26 protein-coding genes and 2 pseudogenes are annotated in these 23,364 nt (G+C 71.2%); 15 read left to right on the top strand and 13 right to left on the bottom strand.

From position 1 onward, the window contains the following. Positions 1-180 precede the first annotated feature (180 nt). The 6 genes from ASC64_RS13825 to ASC64_RS23175 all read left to right on the top strand — a co-directional run bounded on the left by ASC64_RS13825 (position 181) and on the right by ASC64_RS23175 (position 3,430). The gene (locus ASC64_RS13825) at positions 181-837 is read left to right on the top strand and encodes a hypothetical protein (protein WP_156385199.1); all 657 of its coding nucleotides are present in this window, start codon (positions 181-183) and stop codon (positions 835-837) included. A 40-nt stretch (positions 838-877) separates the two neighbouring features. After that, positions 878-1,615, top strand: coding sequence for an SOS response-associated peptidase (locus tag ASC64_RS13820; RefSeq protein ID WP_056908119.1), 738 nt, complete (start codon positions 878-880; stop codon positions 1,613-1,615). 10 nt (positions 1,616-1,625) lie between these two features. Beyond that, complete coding sequence (locus tag ASC64_RS13815) at positions 1,626-2,288, top strand: alpha/beta hydrolase family protein (protein WP_056908118.1); 663 nt, start codon at positions 1,626-1,628, stop codon at positions 2,286-2,288. Between the two features lie 63 nt (positions 2,289-2,351). Beyond that, the gene (locus tag ASC64_RS13810; protein WP_056908117.1) at positions 2,352-3,008 is read left to right on the top strand and encodes a sigma-70 family RNA polymerase sigma factor; all 657 of its coding nucleotides are present in this window, start codon (positions 2,352-2,354) and stop codon (positions 3,006-3,008) included. Beyond that, positions 3,005-3,277, top strand: coding sequence for a mycothiol system anti-sigma-R factor (gene rsrA / locus ASC64_RS13805; protein ID WP_056908116.1), 273 nt, complete (start codon positions 3,005-3,007; stop codon positions 3,275-3,277). The genes ASC64_RS13810 and rsrA overlap by 4 nt, the downstream gene beginning before the upstream one ends. Positions 3,278-3,355: 78 nt before the next feature. After that, positions 3,356-3,430, top strand: a complete 75-nt coding sequence (locus tag ASC64_RS23175; RefSeq protein WP_369759046.1) for a 50S ribosomal protein bL37 — start codon at positions 3,356-3,358, stop codon at positions 3,428-3,430. A gap of 74 nt (positions 3,431-3,504) precedes the next feature. On the opposite strand, the gene ASC64_RS13800 is transcribed toward ASC64_RS23175, so the two are convergent. Continuing rightward, complete coding sequence (locus ASC64_RS13800; protein WP_056908115.1) at positions 3,505-3,690, bottom strand: hypothetical protein; 186 nt, start codon at positions 3,688-3,690, stop codon at positions 3,505-3,507. A 293-nt stretch (positions 3,691-3,983) separates the two neighbouring features. Between ASC64_RS13800 and ASC64_RS22820 the strand changes: the two are divergent. Continuing rightward, positions 3,984-4,996, top strand: a pseudogene (locus ASC64_RS22820) (IS3 family transposase); the annotation flags it as partial. A 1-nt stretch (position 4,997) separates the two neighbouring features. On the opposite strand, the pseudogene ASC64_RS22815 reads toward ASC64_RS22820, so the two are convergent. After that, positions 4,998-5,714: pseudogene (locus tag ASC64_RS22815) on the bottom strand (IS110 family transposase); the annotation flags it as partial. A 242-nt stretch (positions 5,715-5,956) separates the two neighbouring features. Here ASC64_RS22815 and ASC64_RS13780 point away from each other — a divergent pair. Next, positions 5,957-7,219 (top strand): hypothetical protein, encoded by a 1,263-nt coding sequence (locus ASC64_RS13780; RefSeq protein WP_056908112.1) that lies wholly within the window; start codon positions 5,957-5,959, stop codon positions 7,217-7,219. A 147-nt stretch (positions 7,220-7,366) separates the two neighbouring features. Here ASC64_RS13780 and ASC64_RS13775 read toward each other — a convergent pair whose 3' ends face one another. The 3 genes from ASC64_RS13775 to ASC64_RS13765 form a co-directional block, all read right to left on the bottom strand. Next, on the bottom strand, positions 7,367-8,572 hold the full coding sequence (locus ASC64_RS13775) for an HNH endonuclease signature motif containing protein (RefSeq protein ID WP_056908111.1): 1,206 nt from the start codon (positions 8,570-8,572) through the stop codon (positions 7,367-7,369). 286 nt (positions 8,573-8,858) lie between these two features. Then, positions 8,859-9,428, bottom strand: coding sequence for a DUF1294 domain-containing protein (locus ASC64_RS13770; RefSeq protein ID WP_162245807.1), 570 nt, complete (start codon positions 9,426-9,428; stop codon positions 8,859-8,861). A gap of 171 nt (positions 9,429-9,599) precedes the next feature. Then, positions 9,600-9,974 carry a thioesterase family protein gene (locus ASC64_RS13765; RefSeq protein ID WP_056908109.1) on the bottom strand — a complete coding sequence of 125 codons (375 nt, stop codon included), beginning with the start codon at positions 9,972-9,974 and terminating at the stop codon, positions 9,600-9,602. Positions 9,975-10,063: 89 nt separating this feature from the next. Here ASC64_RS13765 and ASC64_RS13760 point away from each other — a divergent pair, with 89 nt between their 5' ends. Both ASC64_RS13760 and ASC64_RS13755 read left to right on the top strand, forming a co-directional pair. Beyond that, positions 10,064-10,579 carry a SigE family RNA polymerase sigma factor gene (locus ASC64_RS13760; RefSeq protein WP_235563749.1) on the top strand — a complete coding sequence of 172 codons (516 nt, stop codon included), beginning with the start codon at positions 10,064-10,066 and terminating at the stop codon, positions 10,577-10,579. Further along, positions 10,576-12,018: a hypothetical protein gene (locus tag ASC64_RS13755; RefSeq protein WP_056908107.1), complete on the top strand. Its 1,443-nt coding sequence runs from the start codon at positions 10,576-10,578 to the stop codon at positions 12,016-12,018. The genes ASC64_RS13760 and ASC64_RS13755 overlap by 4 nt, the downstream gene beginning before the upstream one ends. Before the next feature lie 6 nt (positions 12,019-12,024). Here the strand turns inward: ASC64_RS13755 and ASC64_RS13750 are convergent, their stop codons facing one another. Genes ASC64_RS13750 through ASC64_RS13740 form a run of 3 tightly spaced genes read right to left on the bottom strand, consistent with a single transcriptional unit; the run spans position 12,025 to position 15,070 of the window. Next, positions 12,025-12,513 carry a GNAT family N-acetyltransferase gene (locus ASC64_RS13750; RefSeq protein WP_056908106.1) on the bottom strand — a complete coding sequence of 163 codons (489 nt, stop codon included), beginning with the start codon at positions 12,511-12,513 and terminating at the stop codon, positions 12,025-12,027. A 12-nt stretch (positions 12,514-12,525) separates the two neighbouring features. Then, on the bottom strand, positions 12,526-14,205 hold the full coding sequence (locus ASC64_RS13745) for an acetolactate synthase (protein WP_056908105.1): 1,680 nt from the start codon (positions 14,203-14,205) through the stop codon (positions 12,526-12,528). 10 nt (positions 14,206-14,215) lie between these two features. After that, on the bottom strand, positions 14,216-15,070 hold the full coding sequence (locus tag ASC64_RS13740; RefSeq protein WP_056908104.1) for a DUF2785 domain-containing protein: 855 nt from the start codon (positions 15,068-15,070) through the stop codon (positions 14,216-14,218). A 68-nt stretch (positions 15,071-15,138) separates the two neighbouring features. Here ASC64_RS13740 and ASC64_RS13735 point away from each other — a divergent pair, with 68 nt between their 5' ends. Further along, positions 15,139-16,617 carry a sensor histidine kinase gene (locus ASC64_RS13735; protein ID WP_056908103.1) on the top strand — a complete coding sequence of 493 codons (1,479 nt, stop codon included), beginning with the start codon at positions 15,139-15,141 and terminating at the stop codon, positions 16,615-16,617. Positions 16,618-16,649: 32 nt separating this feature from the next. Here the strand turns inward: ASC64_RS13735 and ASC64_RS13730 are convergent, their stop codons facing one another. Continuing rightward, positions 16,650-16,901 carry a WhiB family transcriptional regulator gene (locus tag ASC64_RS13730; protein WP_056601527.1) on the bottom strand — a complete coding sequence of 84 codons (252 nt, stop codon included), beginning with the start codon at positions 16,899-16,901 and terminating at the stop codon, positions 16,650-16,652. 245 nt (positions 16,902-17,146) lie between these two features. Here ASC64_RS13730 and ASC64_RS13725 point away from each other — a divergent pair, with 245 nt between their 5' ends. Next, positions 17,147-17,497 (top strand): hypothetical protein, encoded by a 351-nt coding sequence (locus ASC64_RS13725; RefSeq protein ID WP_156385195.1) that lies wholly within the window; start codon positions 17,147-17,149, stop codon positions 17,495-17,497. A gap of 11 nt (positions 17,498-17,508) precedes the next feature. Here the strand turns inward: ASC64_RS13725 and ASC64_RS13720 are convergent, their stop codons facing one another. The 4 genes from ASC64_RS13720 to sodN form a co-directional block, all read right to left on the bottom strand. Then, positions 17,509-18,342, bottom strand: coding sequence for an RNA polymerase sigma factor SigF (locus ASC64_RS13720; protein WP_056908101.1), 834 nt, complete (start codon positions 18,340-18,342; stop codon positions 17,509-17,511). 1 nt (position 18,343) lies between these two features. Further along, entirely contained in the window at positions 18,344-18,757 is a 414-nt protein-coding gene (locus ASC64_RS13715) for a hypothetical protein (protein ID WP_056908100.1), read from the bottom strand. 70 nt (positions 18,758-18,827) lie between these two features. Further along, complete coding sequence (locus tag ASC64_RS13710) at positions 18,828-19,481, bottom strand: GNAT family N-acetyltransferase (protein WP_056908099.1); 654 nt, start codon at positions 19,479-19,481, stop codon at positions 18,828-18,830. A 203-nt stretch (positions 19,482-19,684) separates the two neighbouring features. After that, positions 19,685-20,143 (bottom strand): superoxide dismutase, Ni, encoded by a 459-nt coding sequence (gene sodN / locus ASC64_RS13705; protein WP_248809658.1) that lies wholly within the window; start codon positions 20,141-20,143, stop codon positions 19,685-19,687. Between the two features lie 21 nt (positions 20,144-20,164). Here sodN and ASC64_RS13700 point away from each other — a divergent pair, with 21 nt between their 5' ends. The 3 genes from ASC64_RS13700 to ASC64_RS13690 all read left to right on the top strand — a co-directional run bounded on the left by ASC64_RS13700 (position 20,165) and on the right by ASC64_RS13690 (position 23,343). Beyond that, positions 20,165-20,545: a S24/S26 family peptidase gene (locus tag ASC64_RS13700; RefSeq protein WP_268788243.1), complete on the top strand. Its 381-nt coding sequence runs from the start codon at positions 20,165-20,167 to the stop codon at positions 20,543-20,545. A 20-nt stretch (positions 20,546-20,565) separates the two neighbouring features. Beyond that, positions 20,566-21,741, top strand: a complete 1,176-nt coding sequence (locus ASC64_RS13695) for an NAD(P)-dependent malic enzyme (protein WP_082550478.1) — start codon at positions 20,566-20,568, stop codon at positions 21,739-21,741. Positions 21,742-21,876: 135 nt separating this feature from the next. Then, the gene (locus ASC64_RS13690) at positions 21,877-23,343 is read left to right on the top strand and encodes a WS/DGAT domain-containing protein (protein ID WP_156385194.1); all 1,467 of its coding nucleotides are present in this window, start codon (positions 21,877-21,879) and stop codon (positions 23,341-23,343) included. Positions 23,344-23,364 lie beyond the last annotated feature (21 nt).

The raw sequence follows: 23,364 nt of genomic DNA, 5'->3' as shown, positions 1-23,364 counted from the left end.
GTGGTCTGGTCCGCGTCATGGGTGGTGATGAGCCGCGTCACACCTGTGAGCAGGACGACCAGTGAGGGGTATGCCGTGAAGAACTTCGCCGCACGCGTGCGACGGATCTCGGCGACCGGTCCTGGGGTGAGGTCACGGACTCGCCGGTCGCGGTTGGGGTTGCCGCACCGGTTCGAGGCCGTGGGGGAGGCACTCACCTCAGGGTCGGGACTGCTCGACGCGTGCGCGGTCGCCGGGCAGGACCTGGCCCGCGACGGCGCGTCGATGCAGGAGGCACTGGACGGCCTGCGCGACACCGCGCATCGGACGGCGGGTGGGGATCCGCCGTTCGACGCGGTGTCCTCGTTGCTCACTGCATGGGGTGAGACGACGCTGGGCTACCTGCACCAGCTCTCGTGCGACGACCCCCTCACCGGACTGTCGAGCCAGGCCCACCTGCGGAGCCGGCTCTCCGAGCTCCACCGACTGCCGCCCACCGAGCGGGCTGTGGCGGCGCACGCGCTCGTCGTCTGTGCGCTCCCGTTCGGGGACCCGTCGGAGGACCCGGTGGACCACTTCACCCGGGCCATGCGGCTCGCGCGGGCGGGGGAGATGGCGCGCACCGTCTTCGCGCGCGACGAGACGGTCGCGCGCGTGGGCATGCACCGGGTCGCGGTCCTCGCCCGGCGCGACGACCGGCTGGGCCGGCGGGTGCGGGTGCTGCGCACGCTCCTCGGAGGCGTGGAGGGCCCCGGCAGCCGGGTTCCCGGCGGACCGGTCGTCCGGGTGTGGATCGAGGGGCTGCCCGACACCGACGCCTGCACCGGCATGCTGCTCGACGAGCTCGCGCGCGGCTGAGCCGTCGAGGCTGTCGCTGAGGCCCCCTAGGGTGGTCTGCATGTGCGGCCGCTACGCCTCCTCCCGGAGCCCGGACGACCTCGTCGAGGAGTTCGAGGTCGTCGAGAGCCGTGTGGCCGGACCCCTCGCCGCTGACTACAACGTGGCCCCCACCAAGGAGGTCTACGCCGTCGTAGAGCGGCCGCCCTCGCGTGGGTCCGAGGAGCCGCCCCAGCGGCAGCTCCGGGTGCTCACGTGGGGCCTGGTGCCGTCGTGGGCCAAGGATCCGTCCATCGGCAACCGGATGATCAACGCGCGGATGGAGACGGTGGCCGAGAAGCCGGCCTACCGCAAGGCCTTCGCCTCACGCCGCGCGCTCCTGCCCGCCGACGGCTACTTCGAGTGGTATCCCACCTCGCAGACCAACGCGAAGGGCAAGCCCGTCAAGCAGCCCTTCTTCATCCGGCCCCAGGACGGCGGGGTGCTGGCCATGGCCGGCCTCTACGAGATCTGGCGCGACCCGACCCGGGCCGAGGACGACCCCGACCGCTTCCGGTGGACCTGCACGGTGATCACCACCGCGGCTGAGGACTCGCTCGGTCACATCCACGACCGCATGCCCCTCATGGTCGAGCGGGAGCGCTGGCACGAGTGGCTCGACCCGCGCACTCCGGGGGACACGTCGCTGCTCGTCCCGGCCGCGCCGGGACGGCTCGAGGCCTACGCCGTGTCCTCGCTGGTGAGCAACGTCCGCAACAACGGTCCCGAGCTCGTCGAGCCGCTGGAGCCCACCTCGTGAAGGAGAGCGCGTGAAGAAGGCCACGGTCCGCACCGTCGACACCCCGCACGGCGAGGGCCGGTTGCACACGCGCCGGGCGTCGCGCCCCATGGCCACCCTCCTGCTGAGCCACGGTGCCGGCGGCGGCGTGGAGGCGCGCGACCTGTGGGCCCTCGCCGACGCGCTGCCTGCCCAGGGGTTCTCGGTGGTGCTGTTCGAGCAGCCGTGGCGCGTCGCGGGCCGCAAGGTCGCCACGGCGCCGCCCACGCTCGACACCGCGCTGAGGTCCGCCGCGGACGTGATGCGCGTACGCACCCCGCTCGTGGTCGGCGGCCGCTCAGCCGGGGCCCGGTCCGCGGCCCGGACGGCGAAGTCGCTGGGTGCCACAGGCTGCCTGGCCCTCTCGTTCCCGCTGCACCAGCCCGGCAGGACCGAGCCGACCCGGTTGCCCGAGCTCGCCGCGGTCGGTCTGCCCACGCTCGTCGTGCAGGGGGAGCGCGACCCGATGGGCCGACCCGAGGAGTTCCCCGGTGACCTGCCGGACCTCGACGTGGTCGTCATCCCGGGGGGTGACCACGGCCTCAAAGTGCCGGCCCGTGGCGAGGTGAGCCAGGACGAGGCGATGGGCATCGTGGTCGAGTCCACGCTCGAGTGGCTGGTCCGTGAGGTCGTCGGGAATCCCTCGGCAGGGTGAGGTGTTGGGGCCTATGTGCTCGCAATGACCCTCGAAACACCCACGGCGGTACTGTGGGAGGCGATGACTGAGTCGCTCAAGGACGAGATGTCCGATCCCGAGACCGTAATCGCGGAGGAGACCTCCGACGAACGGTCGGCGCGCTTCGAGCGCGACGCCCTGCCCTTCCTCGACCAGCTCTACGGCGCGGCCATGCGGATGACCCGCAACCCCGCCGACGCCGAGGACCTGGTGCAGGAGACCTTCGCCAAGGCCTACAGCGCCTTCCACCAGTTCAAGCCGGGCACCAACCTCAAGGCCTGGCTCTACCGGATCCTCACCAACACCTACATCAACTCCTACCGCAAGAAGCAGCGCCAGCCGCAGCAGTCGATGTCCGAGGACGTCGAGGACTGGCAGCTCGCGCGGGCGGAGTCGCACTCCTCGACCGGTCTGCGGTCGGCGGAGATGGAGGCGCTCGAGCACCTCCCCGACTCCGAGGTGAAGGACGCACTGCAGCGCCTGCCCGAGGAGTTCCGCCTCGCGGTCTACCTGGCCGACGTCGAGGGATTCCCCTACAAGGAGATCGCCGAGATCATGGAGACGCCCATCGGCACCGTCATGTCCCGTCTCCACCGCGGTCGTCGCCAGCTGCGCGACATGCTCGCCGACTACGTCCGCACCAACGACCTCCTTCCGGCCAGCTCGCTGCCCGGCACGACCGACGGGAGCGGATCGTGAGCACCCACGAGCACGGCAACGACGACTGCGTCGACTACATCGAGCGCATCGTCTACCTCATCGACAACGAGCTCGACCAGGCTGACTGCGCCGTCGTCGAGATGCACCTGCGTGAGTGCGGTCCGTGCCTGGAGCGCCACGACCTGCAGAAGGCGGTCAAGCAGCTCGTCGCGCGATCGTGCGCCGAGTCGGCGCCGCAGTCGCTGCGCGACCGCGTGCGCCTGCAGCTGCGCGAGGTCACGATCCAGATCACCGAGGGCGGCAGCTGAACCTCGGGTCCGACCCGATTCGCCGCGCCCCGGCGATTTTGAGACACTGCTCCGAGCACCGATTCCAGGAGGACCACCATGGGCAAGACCGGACGCAAGCGCCGCGCTCGCAAGAAGAAGGGCGCGAACCACGGCAAGCGCCCCAACGCCTGACGCGCACCCGCGCCGTCATCCGTAGAAGTCCCCGCCCCGGCGGGGACTTTTGCATGTCCGGACCTTGCTCCGGCTCAGCGCCGAGGTGCGTAGACCCGGAGCTCGACACCGTCGCGCTCCTCGACCTCGCCCGTGTCCACATAGGTGATCGAGCCGCCGCCGACGTCCTCGATGCCGATCGGCTCGCCCACCTCTGCGACGTGGGACACCTGCCCGTCCGCGGGGCCGCCGCGCAGGAAGACACTCAAGGCGTTCGTCATGCGGCCGACTCTAGGACTCCCAGAGTCTCACTGCCGACGGCGTCGCTCCACGTGTGCGGAACCGGGGCGGCATGGGGCGGAATGGGGGCGGAATGGACCAGGTCGAGGGGTCATCGATTCATGCAGCAGTCCCTTGTGGTGCACAGCCGCCCTCCTACGGACGCGTGCACAGAGTCGCTTCCTCTGACCCGTAGACACCCCGGCGGACTGGCCGCATCGGGTTCCAGGGGTCTGCCCCAAGTTTGGTTGACACCTGACCTTTGAGGATCGCTCCTCGCTGGAAGGATGTCCCCGTGGCAAAGCCCTATCCCAAGGAGTTCCGCGACGACGTCGTGGCCGTGGCCCGCAAGGGCCAGGCGCCGCTGGCACAGATCGCGAAGGACTTCGGCATCTCTGAAGGCTCGCTGGCGAACTGGATGAAGCGCGCGGACATCGAGGACGGCAGGCGTCCCGGCATGAGCGACGACGACCGCAAAGAGCTCCGCGAAGCAAATAGGCGGATCAGGCTCCTGGAGCAGGAGAACGAGGTCCTGCGCAGGGCCGCTGCCTATCTGTCGCAGGCGAACCTGCCGGGAAAATAGTCTTCCCTCTCGTCCGTGAGATGGCCGCGACCGGTGCCCCGATCAGGGTGCCGGTCGCGGTGGCGTGCAGGGTTCTGGGTCTGACAACCGCGGGGTACTACAAGTGGCTCAAAGATCCGGTGTGTCAGCGGGACTGGGACGACGCGCACGTCATCAACGTGCTGCACGACCTGCACGACGACGACGCCACGTTGGGCTACAGGTTCCTCACCGACGAGCTCGAACTCGAGCACGGCATCAAGGCCGGCGAGAACCGCGTGCACCGGCTTTGCCGGATCGCCGGGATCACCGCCAGCCACCACAAGAAGCGGTCCAAGGCCGGATCGACCGGTCCGGCGCCGCACGACGACCTCCTCGCGGTCGTCGATGAGCACGGCGTAGTCCGGCACGAGTTCGTCGCCGACGCGCCGAACAAGGTGTGGCTCTGGGACATCTCCGAGCACCCCACACGCGAAGGCAAGCTCTACATCTGCGCGATCAAGGACGTCTTCTCCAACAAGATCGTCGGCTACTCGATCGACTCGCGGATGAAGTCGTCCTTGGCTCGTGCGGCAATGCGTAACGCGATCGCGCTGCGTACACCGGTCGGCACGATCTGTCACTCCGACAGGGGCGGCCAGTTCAGAGCCAAACGCACTCAGCGGCTCCTGGTGAACAACGACCTGGTCGGCTCGATGGGCCGCTCCTACGGCGCCGGGGACAACGCGAGCATGGAGAGCTTCTTCAGGTGGTGGCTCCATAGGCGTCCTCGACCAGTTCGGCTGCGCGCAGTTGTGGGCGCTGCAAGACAGCGCGTATCTCGTGTGCACGGGGCTCCAGATTGCGCCGTCGACCGCCGCGTTCGAGCGCAGTCTTGATCTGCGAGGTGCTAAGTCGCCGCGCCTGGGTCGGGGTCGGTGCCTTCGACAGCACCGCCAGCGCGTCGGGGTGGTGCAGGTCATCGAATGCGTCCAGGGCGCCAGGAAAGTACTCCCGCAGCGCCGAGCGCAACTGGTTGGTCAACCGTTGTCGGGTCCAGATCAGGTTCTGGTGGCCGCGGGCCAGCACCTTGATCGCCTCGAGCAGGTCGCTGTCGGGAATCGCGCGACGGTGATTGTGCCGGTCGATGCGAACCAGATCGGCCAACAGCTTGGCATCACTCTTGTCCGACTTCGCTCGCGAGGAATGGTGTCGGTCGCGATACCGCGAGGTCGACATCGGGTTGATCGCATACACCCGGTAGCCCGCGGCCATCAGCGAGGTGGCCAGCAGGCCGTGATCGGTCTCGATGCCCACCACCACCTGATCGGGGTCCTCGACGTGCCCGGCTAGCAGCGTGTGCAGTTGCGCGAGACCTTCCAGCCCTTCGACTATCCGGCGGGCGGCCAGCACGGCGCCGGCCTCGTTGAGCAGGCACAGATCATGGTGGTCTTCGGCCCAGTCCACACCCAAGAACACTTCCATCGGCTTCTCCCTCGGCTCGTGTGTGAAGGCGAGTCGCGATGGGTCGACCGCGACGTCCTAATGGAAAAGTGCTCGATGGCACGCCACCCCAGCAGCCGTACGGTCGATCCGAACTGGCAGGGGCACGATCTAGCCCTGGGCCTCAACGGACCTGGGTCGAACAGTGCTCACCTGCCAGCTGGACTCACTAACCAACCTGCACCCGATCGTGCCGTTGGTCGATCCCCATTAGGGTCGCCAGCGTGTCCACCACGTCGTCCGCAGCCTTCGCAGCCTTGATCGGAGGGAGCGCGGGGGCGTCGGTGGCCGCGCACCGCGGCGTCAGGACCGTGGCGCGAGCCGCGTTCGTCGGGGCCATCGGACTGGGGGCGTCGGAGGCGGTGGCCCGGGTTCGTCAACAGGAGGGCGAGATCCCGGCGCTCTGGCAGCGGATCGCGGTGAGTGCCGCACTCGCCGCACCGCTGGGCTGGATCTCGGAGAAGGTGACCGGCGCAGGTCCACGAACCGTGGCGGCGGGGACCGGTGCCGTGGTCGGAGCGATGGGGCTGCGACCGCAGAAGGTGGCGATGGGCCCGGTCGTCGGCCTGGCCGTGGGGCAGGTACTCGCGCGCCGGCAGGCTCCGGCGGCCGTGATCGCCGGCAGCACGGTGCTGGTCTATCGAAGCCTGTCAGCAGTGGTCTTCCGCGACGCCCAGCTGAGCCTGCTCGCCGAACACGTTCGTGCCGCCGACCTGCCGTTCGTGGTGCCTCTGCCGGCGCGGTCGAGGTACGTCGGCACCACCTACGTCCGAGACCTCGCCCAGGAACTGGGCGCGCACTACATCGCCGACGCCCCGGATGCCGGGATCGTCACGTCCCTCGACGCCTTGGCCGGTCCGGAGCTCGACCCGGGTCAGGTCGACCCACTGGTGCGGGAGTTCTACGAGCACACCACGCGGTTCGCCCTGGACATCGTGCCGCAGTGGCGGATGTGGGTACGGCCTGGGTACCTGCTCTACCGCACTCTCGTTGCCCGCCCGCTCGGACAGGCCAGCATTCCGATGAACCAGCGGGAGGCTCAACGCGGGATCCGCAGCCGGATCGACACCGTCACCGGGGTCGACGGCGTGGTGTCTGTGCGCGGCTGGGTTCGGTCGTTCGCCGACGACGACGAGCCGATCATGCTCGGGATCTACACCACCTACACCCACGACGACACCGGCTACGTCAGTGTCGGTTTCCCCGTCCCGGAGGGGAGTTTCACCGCAACGCTTCTGCCGCGGTCACGACCCGATCGAGGCTTGAGACTTACCAGCCGTGCGGACGACGGCCAGGCCGGGCACTACCTCACCTACATCGACACATCGGCAGACGAACTGACCGCGCTGGCCGTGCACGGCTTCGAGGAGCAGCTCGACGTCTATGTCGACAAAGGCGTTCTGCGCGCTGAACACAGTTTCTGGATCTTCGGTTTCCCGTTCCTGACCCTGGACTATCGGATCACACGCAAGCCCGTAGTCCGATAGGCCTTGCGCTACCGCTGCCTGGGACGCCGTTTGCTGGCCGGTCGAGGAGCAGTGAACACGGCGCAATGTCGCGACCCGGACGGTACGCGGCGGATTGACTCCCGGACCGCGAGGTAGCGGTTACCGATCAGATCGGACCTCGTCGACCTATCTGCGTCGATGGAAGTGGAGGTCGCCGTTGGCCATGCGTTCGGTGCGGTGGGCGGCGTCGTGGGCTCGGTGGTGGTGGTGCGAGCAGAGCAGGACCCCGTTGTCGAGGTCGGTGGGCCCGCCGTGCTGCCACGAAGCAAGGTGGTGGGCCTCGCACCAGGTGCCGGGGATGTCGCAGCCCTCGGCGCGGCAGACCTGGTCGCGGATCAGCAGGGCCTTGCGCTGGGCGAGGGTGTAAAGGCGTCGTGCTCGGCCGAGGTCCAGAGGCAGGCTCTCGCCGCCGAGGACGGCGGGGAGGATCTTCGCGGTGCAGGCCAGTCGCCGGGCCTGCGCGGCGGTGATGCGGTCACCGGTGAGCTCGTCTCCAGGCACGAGGCCGGCGTCGATGACGCCGGCGGTGGCGAGCTCGGCCTGGAGAGCAGCGAGCGGGATCGTGACGACGACTGTCGTCGCATCGCCCCCGTGGACCGGCAGCCGGGTCGGGTCGAGCGCCTCGAGGAGCTGGACGAACGCCTGGCCCAGACGTCGCGGGCGGGGGAGGCGGGGGAGGGGATCCCCTTTGGGATGAGCGGTGCGCGGGTTGGCGTACGACTCCAGGAAGGTCGCGAAGCGTGCGCCGGACGCGTCGGGGAGGCGACCTGAGATGCGGGTGGTGCCGTCCCCGAGGCGTCGAAGCGTGAGCCGGGTGTGCTTGTCTGCGTTCGCCTCGAGGTCGGCCAGGCGTGCGGCCTCTGCCGCCTCGGCGATCTCGGGCGCCACGACCTCGAGGATCCGTCGCCCGATCCGGCCGAGCTCTCGCGGCCCGAACTCGCGTGCCTGCGCGACGAGGTGCTCCTCGGCCCGGGCGACGGTGTCCCCGTCCACGCTTGCGGGCAGTGCGTCGATCGCGCGGCGGATGACCTGGGCCTGAGCCAGCGTCGCCTCGCCCTCCCGCATCGCCGCGGCGAGCAGGGGACGGTCACGGTCGAGGGCGCACGCGAGCGCGAGGTCGGCTCGGGCGTCGGTGAACCGGGTGCGGGTGTGCTGGGCGAGCCAGCCGGCCGCATCCTTGGCGGCCGTCTCTGCGGCCAGGTCACCCGCGTCGCCGAGGATCCGCAGTCGCAGCTCTGCGAGCTGTCCCTCTGCCCGCACCAGCTCGCCCAGGGCGACGGCCTTGTCGTCGAGGGACATGAACGTCGGGTTCGCGTCTGCCACGCTCTTCACGCAGGCACGAACCTCGGCGACAGCAGCAACAATTGGGTGCATCGGGATCGGCCTCCTCTCGACGACGGCGTCGTCACGCAAGCACGCGTGACTCACAACGATCGCCGCTCCTGGAGGCCCGGATCCCCGGACTATTACTCACCCTCGCAACTCGCCCCCTCACAACCGGGAAGGCGCACCAGCTGGGAACCTGGTGGCCCGGAGGCTCGGGACGTAGCCCCACTCTACTCCGATCTCCCACTATTCGCAAGGGTGTTCGACGGCCTTGCCTGTCGGGGTGCTGGGCTCAGAGCAGTGTCGCCGGCGCCTGGCTCACGAACCAGGCGAGTGCCGCGCAGTTGGCGACTACGGTCATCCAGAAGACGGTGCGGAACGGCTGCTTGACGGTCTTGTGCCGGAAGACCCGTCGCGCGACGAGCGCGCCGGGCCAGCCGCCCAGCAGCGCAACCGCGTGCAGGGTGGACTCCGGCGTGCGCCGCCTGCCCTGCCGGGCCGCGGACTTGTCGACGCCGTACAACCAGACGGCGACTGCGCTGAGCAGGGAGTAGGCGGCAATCAGCACGACGGGCAGCTCGTCCAGCGCGAGGAGCGCCGCCAGCAGGAAGAAGAACACCGCGGCCACGGCGACCGCACCGGCCAGCCCGTTGCCGCTCGTCCGCCGGGTGCGTACGACGTCGAGGTACTGCACGTCCGCGGCGCGGGCGCGGTTGCGCTCGTCGCGCACCGGGGCGTAGCTGAGCCGGCAGCCGGTGACGGGCCGTTCACCCCGCGGGAACGCGCTGACATGGACGAAAACGCGCGAGCCCCCGGAGGTGGGGGAGATGAAGCCGAACCCGCGGTCGTCGTCCCAGTCCACCAGGGTCCCCTGCTGTCGGTCGGTGCCGGCGTCTGGAGGCAAGGTCGTCCGCTCCTCGGTTCGGGATGGGGCCGGGCAGGTCGCCGGCGCCGCACGGGGTCACGTGCATCGCCCGCGCGACGAGGCACCCGGGACAGTGCATTGTGGCCGATCGACCCACCGGGCGCGCGACTACACGCGCGACATGAACCGCTCGGCGTCCACCACGACCCGGGTGATCTCGCCAGCGCCGAGCACCTTGCCGGTCGCGACGTCGCGGGCGCTGACGGTGAAGCGGTGGAGGCGACCGTCCTCGTAGGCGCTCGACGCGCTGACCTCGACCTCGGCCCCGACGGCGCTGGCGGCCAGGTGCTCGACCTGGACGCGGGTCCCCACGCTGGTGGAGCCCTGGGGCAGCACCGGAGCCAGGCAGGCGCAGGTCGCCGCCTCCAGCCAGGCGAGCAGGCGCGGGGTGCCGAGCACGGGGAGCGACCCGCTGCCCACGGCGGCCGCGGTGTCGTCGTCGGTCACCCGGAAGGTCAGGGTGACGGGCTCGATCTGCGACATGGGGCGGTCCTTCCGGGATTCCTGGGCGCGATGGGGCAACCTGAGTGGCCCCCACACGTCTACCAGACATGAGCACGAGGAGCCTCGGGATGGAGCCAGTGGACATCACTGAGCTCTACGCCGCCCACCGGCTGTCGCTGGTCAGGCTGGCCGTGCTGCTCGTGGACGACTTCGCCTCGGCGGAGGACGTGGTCCAGGACGCGTTCGCGGCCCTGGCCAGGCGTCCCGACGCGGTCCGGGACACCTCGAAGGCGTTGGCCTACCTGCGGGTCTCGGTGGTCAACACCGCGCGCTCGGCGCTGCGGCGACGACGCACGGCGCGGGCGTACTCGCCGCCGCACGACCTGTCGCCGCCCTCACCCGAGGACGCCGCGGTGCTGGCGGAGGAGCACCGCGAGGTGATCACGGCGCTGCACCGGCTCGCGCCGCGGCAGCGGGAGGTCCTGGTGCTGCGCTACTGGTCGAACCTCTCCGAGGCGGAGATCGCCCGGACGCTCGACATCAGCCAGGGGACCGTGAAGTCCACGGCCAGCCGTGCGCTGGTCGCGCTGGAGAAGGCCATGACGGCCACCGCCGGATCGAGCTCGGGGAAGGAGGAACGATGACCACGCACGACACCGTCCCCGGGATCGAGGAGCGGCTGCGCGCCGCCCTGGCCGCCCGTGCCGAGCTCGTACGCCCCGAGGACCTCGAGCCGCTCACCCCGGTCGTGGAGCTGCGGCCGCGCTGGCAGTCCCCGTGGGTGCTGCTGGCGACCGCTGCGGCGGTGCTGCTGGTCCTCGGCATCGTCTTCCAGGGCGTCAGCGGAGGCCCGAGGTCCGACGAGATCGCCCCGAAGCCCGACGAGCAGCTCCAGCTCCCGCCGGACGTCGGCCGCGACTGGAAGGCCGACGACCAGTCGGAGCCTGCCCGCCTCGACCTCGACGGCGACGGCACGAAGGAGAAGGTCGAGTTCCTCGCCGAGCCGACCGACGAGCGCGACGGGCGCACCCGCGTGCAGACGACGCTCAGCAGCACCGGGGAAGAGGCCTTCGGGCTGGTCGAGCTCGGCACGACGATCGGCATCAACGCGCTCGACCCGATCGACGCCGACAGCGACGGCGACCAGGAGCTGGTGCTCTACACGACCGATCTCGACGGCGGGCCGGGCGCACCCTTCGAGCCGGTCGTCCTCGACCTGCGCGACGGGTTGCTGGTCCGGGCCGTGCCGGATGACCCCGAGCTGCTGGCGAGCGGGGACGTCGCCGTCCCCGGGTCGGAGACGGAGTACTACGACCGGGTGCACCTCCAGACGTTCGGCGTCGACGGTGCGACCCTCGTCTCGACCCGCTCGGTCAACGCGTTCGCCAGGGCTGCCGGCGGCATGACCGTGCTGAGGCCCGAGAGCTACGTGGTGGACACCTACGAGTGGACGCTCGACGACCAGGGCGTCCTGCGGCCGGGAGAGCCCGGCTGCCTCGTCCAGGTGCCGGAGGCCACGACTCCCTGCGAGTCCGACAGCGCCGACGACCTGCCCTACGTGACGACCGAGTCGACGGACACCATCGGTGTCGGGGAGCAGGTCGCGCTCGAGGACGGTGGGCTCGGCTACCGCGCGCGGGTCGAGGACCAGGGCGGGCCGACCCTCGTCGTGGACGGCCCCGGAGCCGAGGGGTCGGTCTACGGCCTCAACGTGCCCGAGCCGCGGGTCCACGTGGTGAGCCCGGGCTACCTGGTCGGCAACGACGCTGCGTCGGTGCTGGTGACGTCGGGGTCGGACCCCGGCGCGATGGAGGTCGTCGTGCAGACCGCCGACCAGGCGGGACTCGTCCGCCTGAGGCCGGTGGGTGAGATCGCCCTCGGGAGCGGGTCGACCGCGGACGGCCGCGCCTACCGCTCCTGGCTCACCGGAGCCGGCGTCCTCGTGACCGCGGTGGCGGGCGACGACGGCTCGTGGGACGCGTGGCAGTGGGTGCGGGTGGGCGACACCGAGATCGCCCCGCTGCCCTGGGGCACGATCTGCTTCGACGACGTCGAGGACCCGACCTCGGGTCGCGCCTGCTGAGCCGGCTCAGAACGCCTTGCTGAACGCCAGCAGGTCGACTCCGGGCACGGGGGACCAGTCGCGACCGGGGTCGCGGGCGTAGCCCAACCGCCCGTAGACCCGGTGCGCGGCAGCCATCGTCGCGAGCGAGGACAGCGCCATCCCGCCGGCACCGTGCTCGCGGGCGCGCTCCTCGCACAGCCGGGCGAGAGCGGTCCCGGCGCCACTGCCCTGGACGGCGGGGTCGACCGCGAGCATCCGGAACTCGCCCTCGTCGTCGCGGCCGATCTCGCGCCAGGGCGAGCCGGGCGGGCAGTAGGTCACGACCCCGACGACCCGCTCGTCGAGCACGGCGACCCACACCTCGGCCTGGGCGTCGCGCGTCGCCACGTCGTGGAGCCGCTCGCGGTAGTCGTCCTCGGCGCCGGTGAGCAAGGGGTCGTACGCCGCCACGCACACGTCGCCCGCAGCGGCGTGCTCGTCCGGCCGGATCCGGCGCAGCTCCAGTCCTGCCATCGAGGTCGTCGTTCAGATGCCGAACGTGCTGCGCGGGTAGGCCGCCTCGACGTCGGTGATCACGTTGACCAGGTAGGGGACGCCCGCGGCGTAGGCACGGTCGAGCGCCGGGCCGATGTCCTTCGGGTCGGTCACCGTCTCGCCGGCGCCCCCGAGCGCCTTGACCACGTCGTCGTACGGCGTGCGCTGAGCGAGGTCGGCAGCGACGTCGTAGCCGTAGAGCATCTGCATCGGCCCCTTCTCCAGGCCCCAGGCGGAGTTGTTGCCCATCAACATCACGACCGGCAGGTCGTGGCGCACGAGCGTGTCGACGTCCATCAGCGAGAAGCCGGCCGCGCCGTCGCCGAGCAGCAGCGTCACCTGGGCGCTCGGCCGCGCGATCCGCGCGGCGATGGCGGCGCCGAGACCGGCGCCGAGGCACCCGTAGGGCCCGGGGTCGAGCCAGCCGCCGGGCCGCTGCGGCTCGACGTACTTGCCGGCGAAGGAGACGAAGTCGCCTCCGTCGCCGATCACGACCGAGTCGTCGGCCAGCCGCGGCACCAGCTCGCCGTAGATGCGGGCCGGGTGGATCGGGTCGGCCTCGGCGGTCAGCAGCTGGGCGTCGCGCTCGACGGCCGCGCGCACCTGGTCGGCGAGCTGGTCGGCCCAGGTCGACCAGTCCGGCTTGCTGCCGCGCTCGATCGCGGCCTGCAGCCCGTCGAGGACGGTGGTGAGGTCGCCGGAGACCGAGGCCGCCAGCTCTGCGTGGCCCGACACCTGGCCGGGGGAGTCGGCGATGTGCACCACGCGGGCGAACGCACCCTCGGGGTTCTTGTCGGGGCCGCCGAAGACGCCGTAGCCGAGGCGGAAGTCCAGCGGGGTGCCGACGACGACCACCAGGTCGGCACCCGAGAGCGCGGCGCCGCGGGCCTTCGTCACCAGCGAGCGGTGCCCGCCGGGGATGACGCCGCGGCCCATGCCGTTGGTGAGGGTCGGGATGCCGAGGTCCTCGACGAAGCGCCGGGCCGCGGCCTCGGCGTGGTCGGCCCAGACGTCGGTGCCGAGGATCAGCACCGGGCGGCTCGCCGCGGCCAGCAGGCGGGCCACGGCCGCGATCGCGTCGGCGTCGGGCTCGATACGGACGCCCTCGCCGGTGCCGGCGGCGCCGGTCGAGGAGTTGAAGAACTCGTCCATCGGCACGTCGACGAACACCGGGCCGCGGTGGCTGGACCGGGCCAGGGTGAACGCCTCGTCCATCCCGGGCGCCACCTCGGCGGCCGTCATGAGGGTCTTCGCCGACTTCGCGACCGGCGCGATGATCGGGGGCTGGTCGAGCTCCTGCAGCGATCCGCTGCCCCAGCGGTTCTGCGGGGCGCGACCGCCGACGACGACCATCGGCGACCCGGCGAACTGCGCCTGCGCGATGGCGCTGATGCCGTTCGTGACGCCCGGCCCGGCGGTGAGCACGGCGAGGCCGGGCACGCGGGTCAGCTTGCCCGTCGCCTCGGCGGCGAACGCGGCCGTCTGCTCGTGGCGTACGTCGAGCAGCCGCATCTGCGGCTCCTGGCCATCCTGGTTGATCCGCACGGCGCCGTCGTACATCGGGAACACGTGCGCCCCCGACAGGGTGAACATGGTCTCGACGCCGTGGGCCCGGGCGACGTGGACGGCCAGCTCGCCGCTGTGGCCGGAGATCTCGCTTCGCTCGCTCATGGAGCAGAGGCTAGTCGGTGCCTACTCGCAGGTAAGGGGTGTTCGTCATGCGGAGGGCGTCGATCACGACCAGCAGCAGGTCGGGCCGCACCGTCGGCGGGCGCGCAGCGAGCGAGAGCTGGAGGAACAGGGCGCGCAGGAAGGCCTGGGGGGCGGCCGTGGCGGCATAGGGGTCGTGGTCGACCGGGCCGCCGAAAGGGTTGCCGGCCGCTCCGATGCGGTGGATCCACGGCTCGAGCACGTCGGTGCCCAGGGTGTTGCGCCGCAGGATCTGCATGACGGCCGTCGCGAGCCGGTCGGGCTCGCCGGCAGCGAGCGGTGCGTCGGTGGGCTGCTCCAGGAGCCGCTCGGCGATCACGTCGAGCAGCACGGCGTGCTCGGCGCCGGCGATGTGCGGTGACTCCCCGAGCGCCCCGAGCGCGTCGGCGCCGTGGGCGATGGTGTGCGCCCAGCCCTTGCCGACGACGAAGCCGCGGGTGTCGCGCTCGGTGAGGAACCAGGTGGCCACCCGGTCGCCCCACTCCAGGATCTTCGACCCCGGCAGCAGGTGATGCTCGTTGTCGCGCTCGATGCAGCAGGCGAGGATCAGCACGCTGAAGCTGCGACGGAAGACCGAGTCCGTGCCGTCCTCACCCAGGCCGACGGAGAGGCCGGTGACCATGCCGTCGCCGAGGCCGAGGAGGAGGTCGTCGTAGACGCCGCGGTCGATCCAGGTCGCCAGCGCGGGGAAGGCGGTGCCGTCACGCACCTCGGGCCGGGTCGAGCCCAGCATCGTGGTCAGCTCGGCCGTCAGGTCGTCGAGGGGCCGGTCCGAGGGGACCTCGAACCCGGCTGCTTGCACCTGGTTCCAGTACCCGAGCGACATGCCCCCATCCTGCCAGCCGCTGCCGACACACCCCCAGCCCGGTCCACGGCTACCCCTACGCTTGCCGGGTGCCGTCCCTCCACGAGCTCGTGCGAGCCCACACCGACCTCGTCGAGGACGACGTGGCGTGGCTCCAGCTGCTGATGGCGGACTGGCAGATCCTGGCCGACCTCTCCTTCGCCGACCTGGTGCTCTGGCTGCCTGACCGGGAGGGCCGCGGCTACTGGGCGGGGGGACAGATGCGGCCCACCACCGGTCCCACCGCGCTGGTGGACGACGTGCTCGGCACGTTCATCCCCGCGGGACGCCGCCGGATGCTCGACGAGGCGTTCGGCTCCGGCCGTCTGGTGCGCGAGGGCGATCCCGAGTGGCGCGACGCCGTGCCGGTGCGGGTGGAGGTCATCCCCGTCCGCCGCGCCGGCCGGGTCATCGCCACCATCGCTCGCAACACCAACCTCCTCGGCATCCGCACGCCCAGCCGCCTCGAGCTCAGCTACCTGCAGACCGCCGCCGAGCTGACCCAGATGATCGCCAACGGCTACTTCCCGCTCCCCGGGCAGCGCGGGGACCACGCCGACTCGCCGCGGGTCGGCGACGGCTTCGTCCGCCTCGACCCCGCCGGGAAGGTCGTCTACGCCAGTCCCAACGGACTGTCGGCCTACCGCCGGCTCGGCCTCCAGGGCGACCTGGCCGGGCTGGTGCTCGCCGACCTGACCCGGGACCTGGTCCCCGCCCGCAGGCGCCCCGACGAGGAGACGCTGAGCGCGGTCCTCGGGGGACGGGACGGACGGGCGACCGAAGTGGGCACCGACGACGTGACCCTCATCGTGCGCAGCATCCCGCTGCGACCGCAGGGCGACCGCAGCGGCGCGCTGCTGCTGGTGCGCGACGTCAGCGAGCTGCGCCGCCGTGACCGGGAGCTGGTCACCAAGGACGTCACGATCCGCGAGATCCACCACCGGGTGAAGAACAACCTCCAGACGGTCGCGGCCCTGCTGCGCCTGCAGGCGCGTCGTACGAAGGCCGAGGACGCCAAGGCCGCGCTAGAGGAGGCGGTGCGCCGCGTCGGGTCGATCGCGATCGTCCACGAGACGCTCAGCCACGCGGTCGAGGAGACCGTCGACTTCGACGAGATCGCGGATCGGCTCGGCTCGATGGTGGTCGACGTCAGCGGGGTGGAGGTGCCCGTCCGCGTCGTGCGCGAGGGATCCTTCGGCAAGCTGCCCTCCGAGGCGGCCACGCCCCTGGCGATGGTGCTCACCGAGGTGCTGCAGAACGCCGTCGAGCACGGCTACGCCGACCTGCCGCCCGGCTCGGAGGGCCGGGTCGGACGGGTGGTGGTCACCGCGCGCCGCATCGTGGGTCGGCTGCACGTCGTCGTGGAGGACGACGGCCGCGGGCTGCCCGAGGGCTTCGACCTCGACAGCTCGACGCAGCTCGGCCTCTCGATCGTGCGCACGCTCGTCGAGTCCGAGCTCGGCGGCGTGCTCGAGATCGGCCCCGGGGTGCGGGGGACCCGCGTCCAGGCCGACCTGCCGGTCGACTGAGCCGACCGCCCCGACTGACGGCGCGTGTCCGCTCAGGCGGTGCGGATGCGGGCCCGGGCGTTGCGACGCTTCAGCGCCCGCCGCTCGTCCTCGCTGAGGCCACCCCACACGCCGTGGTCCTGTCCGGCCTCGAGGGCCCAGGCAAGGCACTGCTCGCGCACCTCGCAGCGTCGGCACACCTGCTTGGCCTCCTCGATCTGGAGGATCGCGGGTCCGGTGTTGCCGATTGGGAAGAACAGCTCGGGGTCCTCGTCAAGGCATGCTGAGCGGCTGCGCCAATCCATGGGGTGGGGGATCCCTCTTTCTCAATCACAGGCAGTTGCTGTTGTCGGACGTCTCAGCTGGCCCGGGCGCCACGCAGTACTACCGACGTGGGCAGCGACAAGACTCGCAAGACTTGAACGTTCACACAACCCCCTGGGGTGGTCGTGTCCGTCACAACTAAAATTGCGCCGTGCCCGTTACCACCCCAGGTCCAGCCCCCGGTTCAGCCCCTGGTCCAGCCCCCGCCGCCCCGCCCCCGCTCGTGGTGGCGGCCTCGCTCACCGGGGTCGAGGCCTTCGTGCTCGCGGGCCTGGGCGTGCTCGAGCTGGCCAACCTGAGCTCGATCCGGCTGACGATGGGCCTGACCACCACGGCGTTCTTCCTCGCCGCAGCCCTCGCCCTGGCCTGGTGCGCGTGGTCGCTGTGGCGCGCTCGCCGCTGGGCGCGGGGACCGGTGGTGATGGCCCAGCTGATCCAGCTCGGCCTGGCCTGGAACCTGTGGGGTGGCTCGACCAAGCCGCTGTCGGTCGGGCTCGCCGTGGTGGGGCTGGTGGTCATCGCCGGGCTCGTGCACCCGGCCAGCACCGAGGTCCTCGAGGAGGACGCCCGCGCCTAGCCCGGTGCGGGTCAGTCCTGCTCGAGCGAGGTGCGCAGCTGCGCGAGGGTGCGGGTCAGCAGGCGCGAGACGTGCATCTGCGAGACGCCGATCTCCTCGGCGATCTGCGACTGCGTCATGTTCTTGAAGAACCGCAGCAGCAGGATCCGCTTCTCCCGCTCGCCGAGGCCCTCGAGCAGCGGCTTGATCGACTCACGGATCTCCACGTGCTCGATGTTGCTGTCCTCGACCCCGAGCGTGGCCAGCATCGCCGGCGGGCCGTCGTCGGAGTCGTCGGAGGCGTCGAGCGACAGCGTGGCGTAGGCGTGGCTGGACTCGATGCCTTCCATGATCTCCTCCACCGTGCAGCCGATGACCTCGGCGAGCTCGCGCGGGGTGGGGGAGCGGCCCAGCTTCTGGGTGAGCTCGCCGGTCGCGCCGCCGATCTGCATCCGCAGCTCCTGGAGGCGTCGCGGCACCCGGATCGCCCAGCCCTTGTCGCGAAAGTGCCGCTTGATCTCACCGATGACCGTCGGCGTGGCATAGGTCGAGAACTCGACGCCGCGATCGGTCTCGAAGCGGTCCACCGCCTTGATCAGGCCGATCGTGCCGACCTGGACCAGGTCCTCGAAGGGCTCTCCCCGGTTGCGGAAGCGGCGAGCGCAGTGCTCGACCAGCGACAGGTGCAGGTGCACCAGGTCGTCGCGCGCCGTCGCCCGCCGGGCCTCGCTCGCCTCGTCGTCGCGCAGCACTGCGAACAGCTCGGCGCTGCGCAAGCGTACGTGCTCGATCCCGCCGGGCCCGACCTCGTCGGGCGCGCGGTCCTCGGCGGCCCCCGCCGCCTCTTCCCCCGTGTGTGCGCTCATGTCAGCGCTCGGCACCTGTCCGTCCCGCAGCGACCTGCGACGTCACCGTGAAGCGGACGCGGAAGCGTCCGTCCTCCGATCCCGCCGCAGCGTCCTGCGCCATCGTGTCCAGCACCTGCCAGGCGAAGCTCTCGGTGTCGAGCTCCGGGTCGTCCATGGCCTCGGTCTCCAGCGTGACCGTCAGCGTGCCCGGGCCGAAGAAGAAGCAGGCGACCAGGTCGGTGCCGGGGTCGGCCTGCGGGATCGCGAGGGCGGTCGCCTCGCCGATGGCGATGCGCAGGTCCTCGATGTCGTCGATCGTGAAGTCGAGTCGGGCGGCGAGACCGGCAGCCGTGGTGCGGACCACCGTGGCGTAGGCACCCTCCGCGGGAAGGCGGAGCTCGACGTCGGCGCGGCCCCCGTGATGATCTGCCATCTGCGTCAACGTCTCCGTCCTCCGAGTGTGTGCTCGCCCACCCTAGGCCATCGCACCGGGCACGAAGTCGTCACCCGAACCAGGGGCAGACCTGGTCGCGGGTGCGCAGTGCGTGCCGGTGGACCGGGTCGCTCAGCAGGGGGGAAGCTGGGCGGCGTACGACGTCGGGCACGCGTGCCGGTGCCGGTGCGGCCGGGCCCGAGGTGCCCGTCGGGGGCAGCTCGACGACCACGCCGTAGGCGCCCTGCTCCTGGTCCTCGACCGTAGTCGGACCCAGTCGGCGCAGCATCCGCAGGGAGGCGGGGTTGTCCTTGAGGACCTCGGTGACGATGCGGTCCACGCCGACCGGCCGGTGCCGCATGAGGACCTCGAGAAGCACGGTGGCGACGCCGCGGCCGTGCCACTCGTCCTTCACCGTGACCGCGAGGTCGGCGGCGTCGGGCACGTCGGCGTAGCGCACCATCCGCGCCAGCGCGACCGGGTCGTAGACGTCGGGGGACGTCTCGACGCACAGCACGAGCGCCACGTGCTCGACGCCGTCGACGTCGTCCACGAGGTGCTGCAGCATCGCGTCGTTCAGGTGCATGACCGGAGCGAGGAAGCGCCGCCGGCGCGACTCCGGCGCCAGCGTCTCGAACTCGGCGGCCAGCGTCGCCCGGTCCGTGCGCAGCAGCGGAAGCACGAAGGCGTCCGTGCCGTCAGGCAGCTGGACCTGCTCGATCATCCGCTTCCTCCCGGTGGGCGACGTGAGGATTCAAGCAGGACGGGCCGTGGGGCCGGGTGGAAATGGACACGGGCCCGGTCGCCACACGCGGTGGCGACCGGGCCCGGAGAGCTGCTCGAAGAAGGACTGAGCTTGAGGTTCAGGCACGAAGCAGCAAGCTGCTCAGAAGAAGGCCTGAGCAGCCCCCGCTGCGCGGTGTCTGCTCAGGCCTTCTTCGTCTCCCAGAAGATCTCGGCGATCTCGTCGATCTTGGCGAGCAGCTCGTCGGCCTTGGCCGCGTCGAGCTCGCCCTTCGTGCCGCTCGCACCGGCCAGCTTGGTGGCCTCGTTGACCAGCGTGTGCAGCTGGGGGTACTTCTCGAAGTGCGGGGGCTTGAAGTAGTCGGTCCACAGCACCCACAGGTGGTGCTTGACCAGCTCCGAGCGCTGCTCCTTGATCAGGATCGCGCGGGTGCGGAAGTCGGGGTCGTCGTTGTCGGCGACCTTGGCGATGATCGCCTTGATGGACTCGGCCTCGATGCGCGCCTGGGCGGGGTCGTAGACGCCGCAGGGCAGGTCGCAGTGGGCGGAGACCTCGACGGTCGGGGCAAGCAGGTGGCGAAGCATCAGGTTCCTCTCGATCGGGGACAGTGCCGTCGTGACGGTGCCGTCGCGAGTGGGCATCTGAATGGGACACTACTCCGCGTGCAACGGCGTCGGCAGCGGGGTCTCGCCCCGAGGGGTGGCCGCACCGGGGCTCCCTACGGGACCGCGGTCGTCCGGGGGCGGTCGATGCTCCCGACACTGCGCGAGGGCGACCTGCTGGTGGTCAGCTACGGCGCCTCGCCCCGGCCCGGCGACCTGGTCGTGGCCCGGTTCGCCGACGGCACGCTGACGGTCAAGCGGGCGGGGGAGCAGCGGCGTACGCGGTCCGGCGCGGTGGGATGGTGGCTGCTCAGCGACAACCCCGACGAGGGCGTCGACTCGCGGCACCGCGGGCCCGTGGCCGAGGACGCGGTGCTGGCTGTCGTACGCCTCCGGCTGTGGCCTTCACCACGCGTGGGACGGCGGCTCCTGCCCCGCTGAGCTGTGCGAGGATCCCGGGCATGGCACCGCTGCACCCACACTCAGGCGACCCCGTGTTCGACCTGCACGTCGGCGGCAAGATGGAGATCGTCTCGACGGTCGCCCTGAACGGCCCCGACGAGCTCTCTCTCGCCTACACCCCCGGCGTGGCGCGCGTGTGCGAGGCCATCGCCGCCGACCCGTCCCTGACCCAGCACTACACGTGGGTCCCCAACACCGTCGCCGTCGTCACCGACGGCACCGCGGTGCTCGGCCTGGGCGACATCGGTCCCGCCGCCGCGATGCCGGTGATGGAGGGCAAGGCGGTGCTCTTCAAGCAGTTCGGCGGCGTCGACGCCGTGCCGATCTGCCTCGACACCACCGATGTCGAGGAGATCATCGAGACGGTCGTGCGCCTCGCGCCGAGCTTCGGTGGCATCAACCTCGAGGACATCTCCGCCCCGCGCTGCTTCGAGATCGAGGCCAGGCTCAAGGAGCGCCTCGACATCCCCGTCTTCCACGACGACCAGCACGGGACCGCCGTGGTCGCGCTCGCCGCGCTGACCAACGCGCTGCGCCTGACCGGGCGTGACGCCTCGACCGTGCGGGTGGTCGTGCAGGGCGCTGGTGCCGCTGGCGTGGCCGTCGCCCGGATCCTGCTCGAGGCGGGGGTGCGCGACGTCGCCGTCCTCGACCGGCAGGGCGTGCTCAACTCCGAGCGCTCCGACCTCACGGCGGTCAAGGCCGCCCTCGCGCGCGACACCGCGGACCGGTTCGGTCGCCGCGGCAGCCTCGCCGACGTGATGGCGGGCGCGGACGTCTACATCGGCGTCTCCGGCGGCCAGGTGCCCGAGGAGATCGTCGCCTCGATGGCCGACGACGCGATCATCTTCGGCCTGGCCAACCCGACGCCCGAGGTCCACCCCGACCTCGCCCACAAGTACGCCCGCGTGGTGGCGACCGGCCGCTCGGACTTCCCCAACCAGATCAACAACGTGCTCGCCTTCCCCGGCATCTTCCGTGGTGCCTTCGACGTGCACGCCACGGCGATCACCGAGGGCATGAAGGTCGCCGCTGCCACGGCGCTCGCCGAGCTCGTCGGCGACGACCTGAGCGAGGACCTGGTGATCCCCTCGCCGTTCGACCCCCGCGTCCCGGGTGCCGTGCGTACGGCGGTCGCCGAGGCCGCGCGCCGCGACGGGGTCGCGCGCCGCTGACCGGACGGCCGGAAGGTCGAGACACCTCCCAGGTCGTCGCCACCTGCCCGGACCCTCTCGGCACGGGCCAATGGTCCCGTCAGGTGGGGAACTTGGACGGCTGCCGGGACCTCGCGCCGGGCCTAGGTTCGAGGTGTGAGCACTACGACCTCCGCGCGGAGGCCCGACGAGGAGCGCGTCCGCAAGCCGGTCCCGCCATCGGACCAGACGTGGCTCCACATGGACCGCCCGAACAACCTGATGCACGTCCGCTCCCTGATGTGGTTCGACGAGCCGGTGGGGATCGACGCCGTGCGACGCGTGCTCGAGGAGCGCTTGATCGCGCGCCACCCCGTCTTCCGTCGGCGCGCGGTGGAGCACGACGGGGAGTGGTACTGGGAGGACGACCCCGACTTCGACCTCGGCAACCACGTGCGCGTCGTCGGGCTCGAGGGCGATGAGGAGGACCTCCGGACCTGGATCGGGGAGCAGTTCGCCGTGCAGCTCGACCGCGAGCGGCCGCTGTGGACGATCGACCTCGTCACCGGCATCGACGGCTACGCCACGGTGATGTTCACCCGCTTCCACCACGCGCTCGCTGACGGGATCCGGCTGGTGCAGCTCATGTTCAGCCTGTGCGACCCGGTCGACGGCAGTGCCGTGGTGCCCGTGTCGGTGGGCCGCGCGCACCACAGCGCCGGCCTGCTCGCCACCGGCGCGGCGCTCGCGCGGCGCAGCGCGGGTGACGCGGGCGACCTCCTCCTGGGTGCGCTCAAGGTCCCGCTGCGGGTCGCTGCCACGCTCAGCCCGAGGCTGGTCCGGGAAGGCCTCGGCCTGGCCCTGCACCCCCTCCGGGTCATCGACGCGGTGGAGGGCATCACCTCGCGCGAGAACCAGTCGGTCAACACCATCGCCGAGGTCAGCCGGATCCTCACGGCACCACCCAGCACCCACACGGCATGGTCCGGCACGCCCGGCGTCGAGAAGGTCGTCTCGTGGGTGCGTGGCATCGACCTGGCCCGGGTCCGGGAGATCGGCCGGGCCACCGATGGCACCGTCAACGACGTGCTGCTCGCTGTCGTGTCCCTCGCGCTGACCCGCTACCTCGACGAGAAGGACGCGCTCGTCGACGAGATCGCGTGGCTCGTGCCCGTGTCGCTGGTGCCCTTCGACGCCGACCTGCCCGAGGACCTGGGCAACCACTTCTCCCTCGTCTTCCTCCCGATGCCGCTGGGCCTCGGCAGCACCGGCGAGGCGGTGTCCGCGATGAAGGAGCGGATGCTCCGCATCAAGCACAGCGTCGAGCCGGTCATCACCTTCGGCGTGCAGTGGATGATCGCCGAGTCGCCGCGGGCGCTCGCCGTACGCCTCACCGACCTCTTCGCCAACAAGGGCGTCGGGGTGCTCACCAACGTGCCGGGTCCGCGGGAGCAGGTCACCTTTGCCGGGGTGCCGGTCGCCGGCACCCTCGGCTGGGTGCCGATGTCGGGCCACCAGCCCCTCGGGATCTCGATCTTCAGCTACGGCGGCGAGGTCACCATCGGCGTCGCCGGTGACGCCGGGCTGGTGCCCGACCCCGACCGCATCGCCGAGCTCATCGAGCAGGAGTACGCCGCGATGTAGCGGCGCCGCCCACCACCGAGG

The sequence above is a fragment of the Nocardioides sp. Root122 genome (genome assembly GCF_001425025.1).
GTDB lineage: Bacteria > Actinomycetota > Actinomycetes > Propionibacteriales > Nocardioidaceae > Nocardioides.
This window is presented reverse-complemented; position numbering and strand designations above follow the sequence as displayed.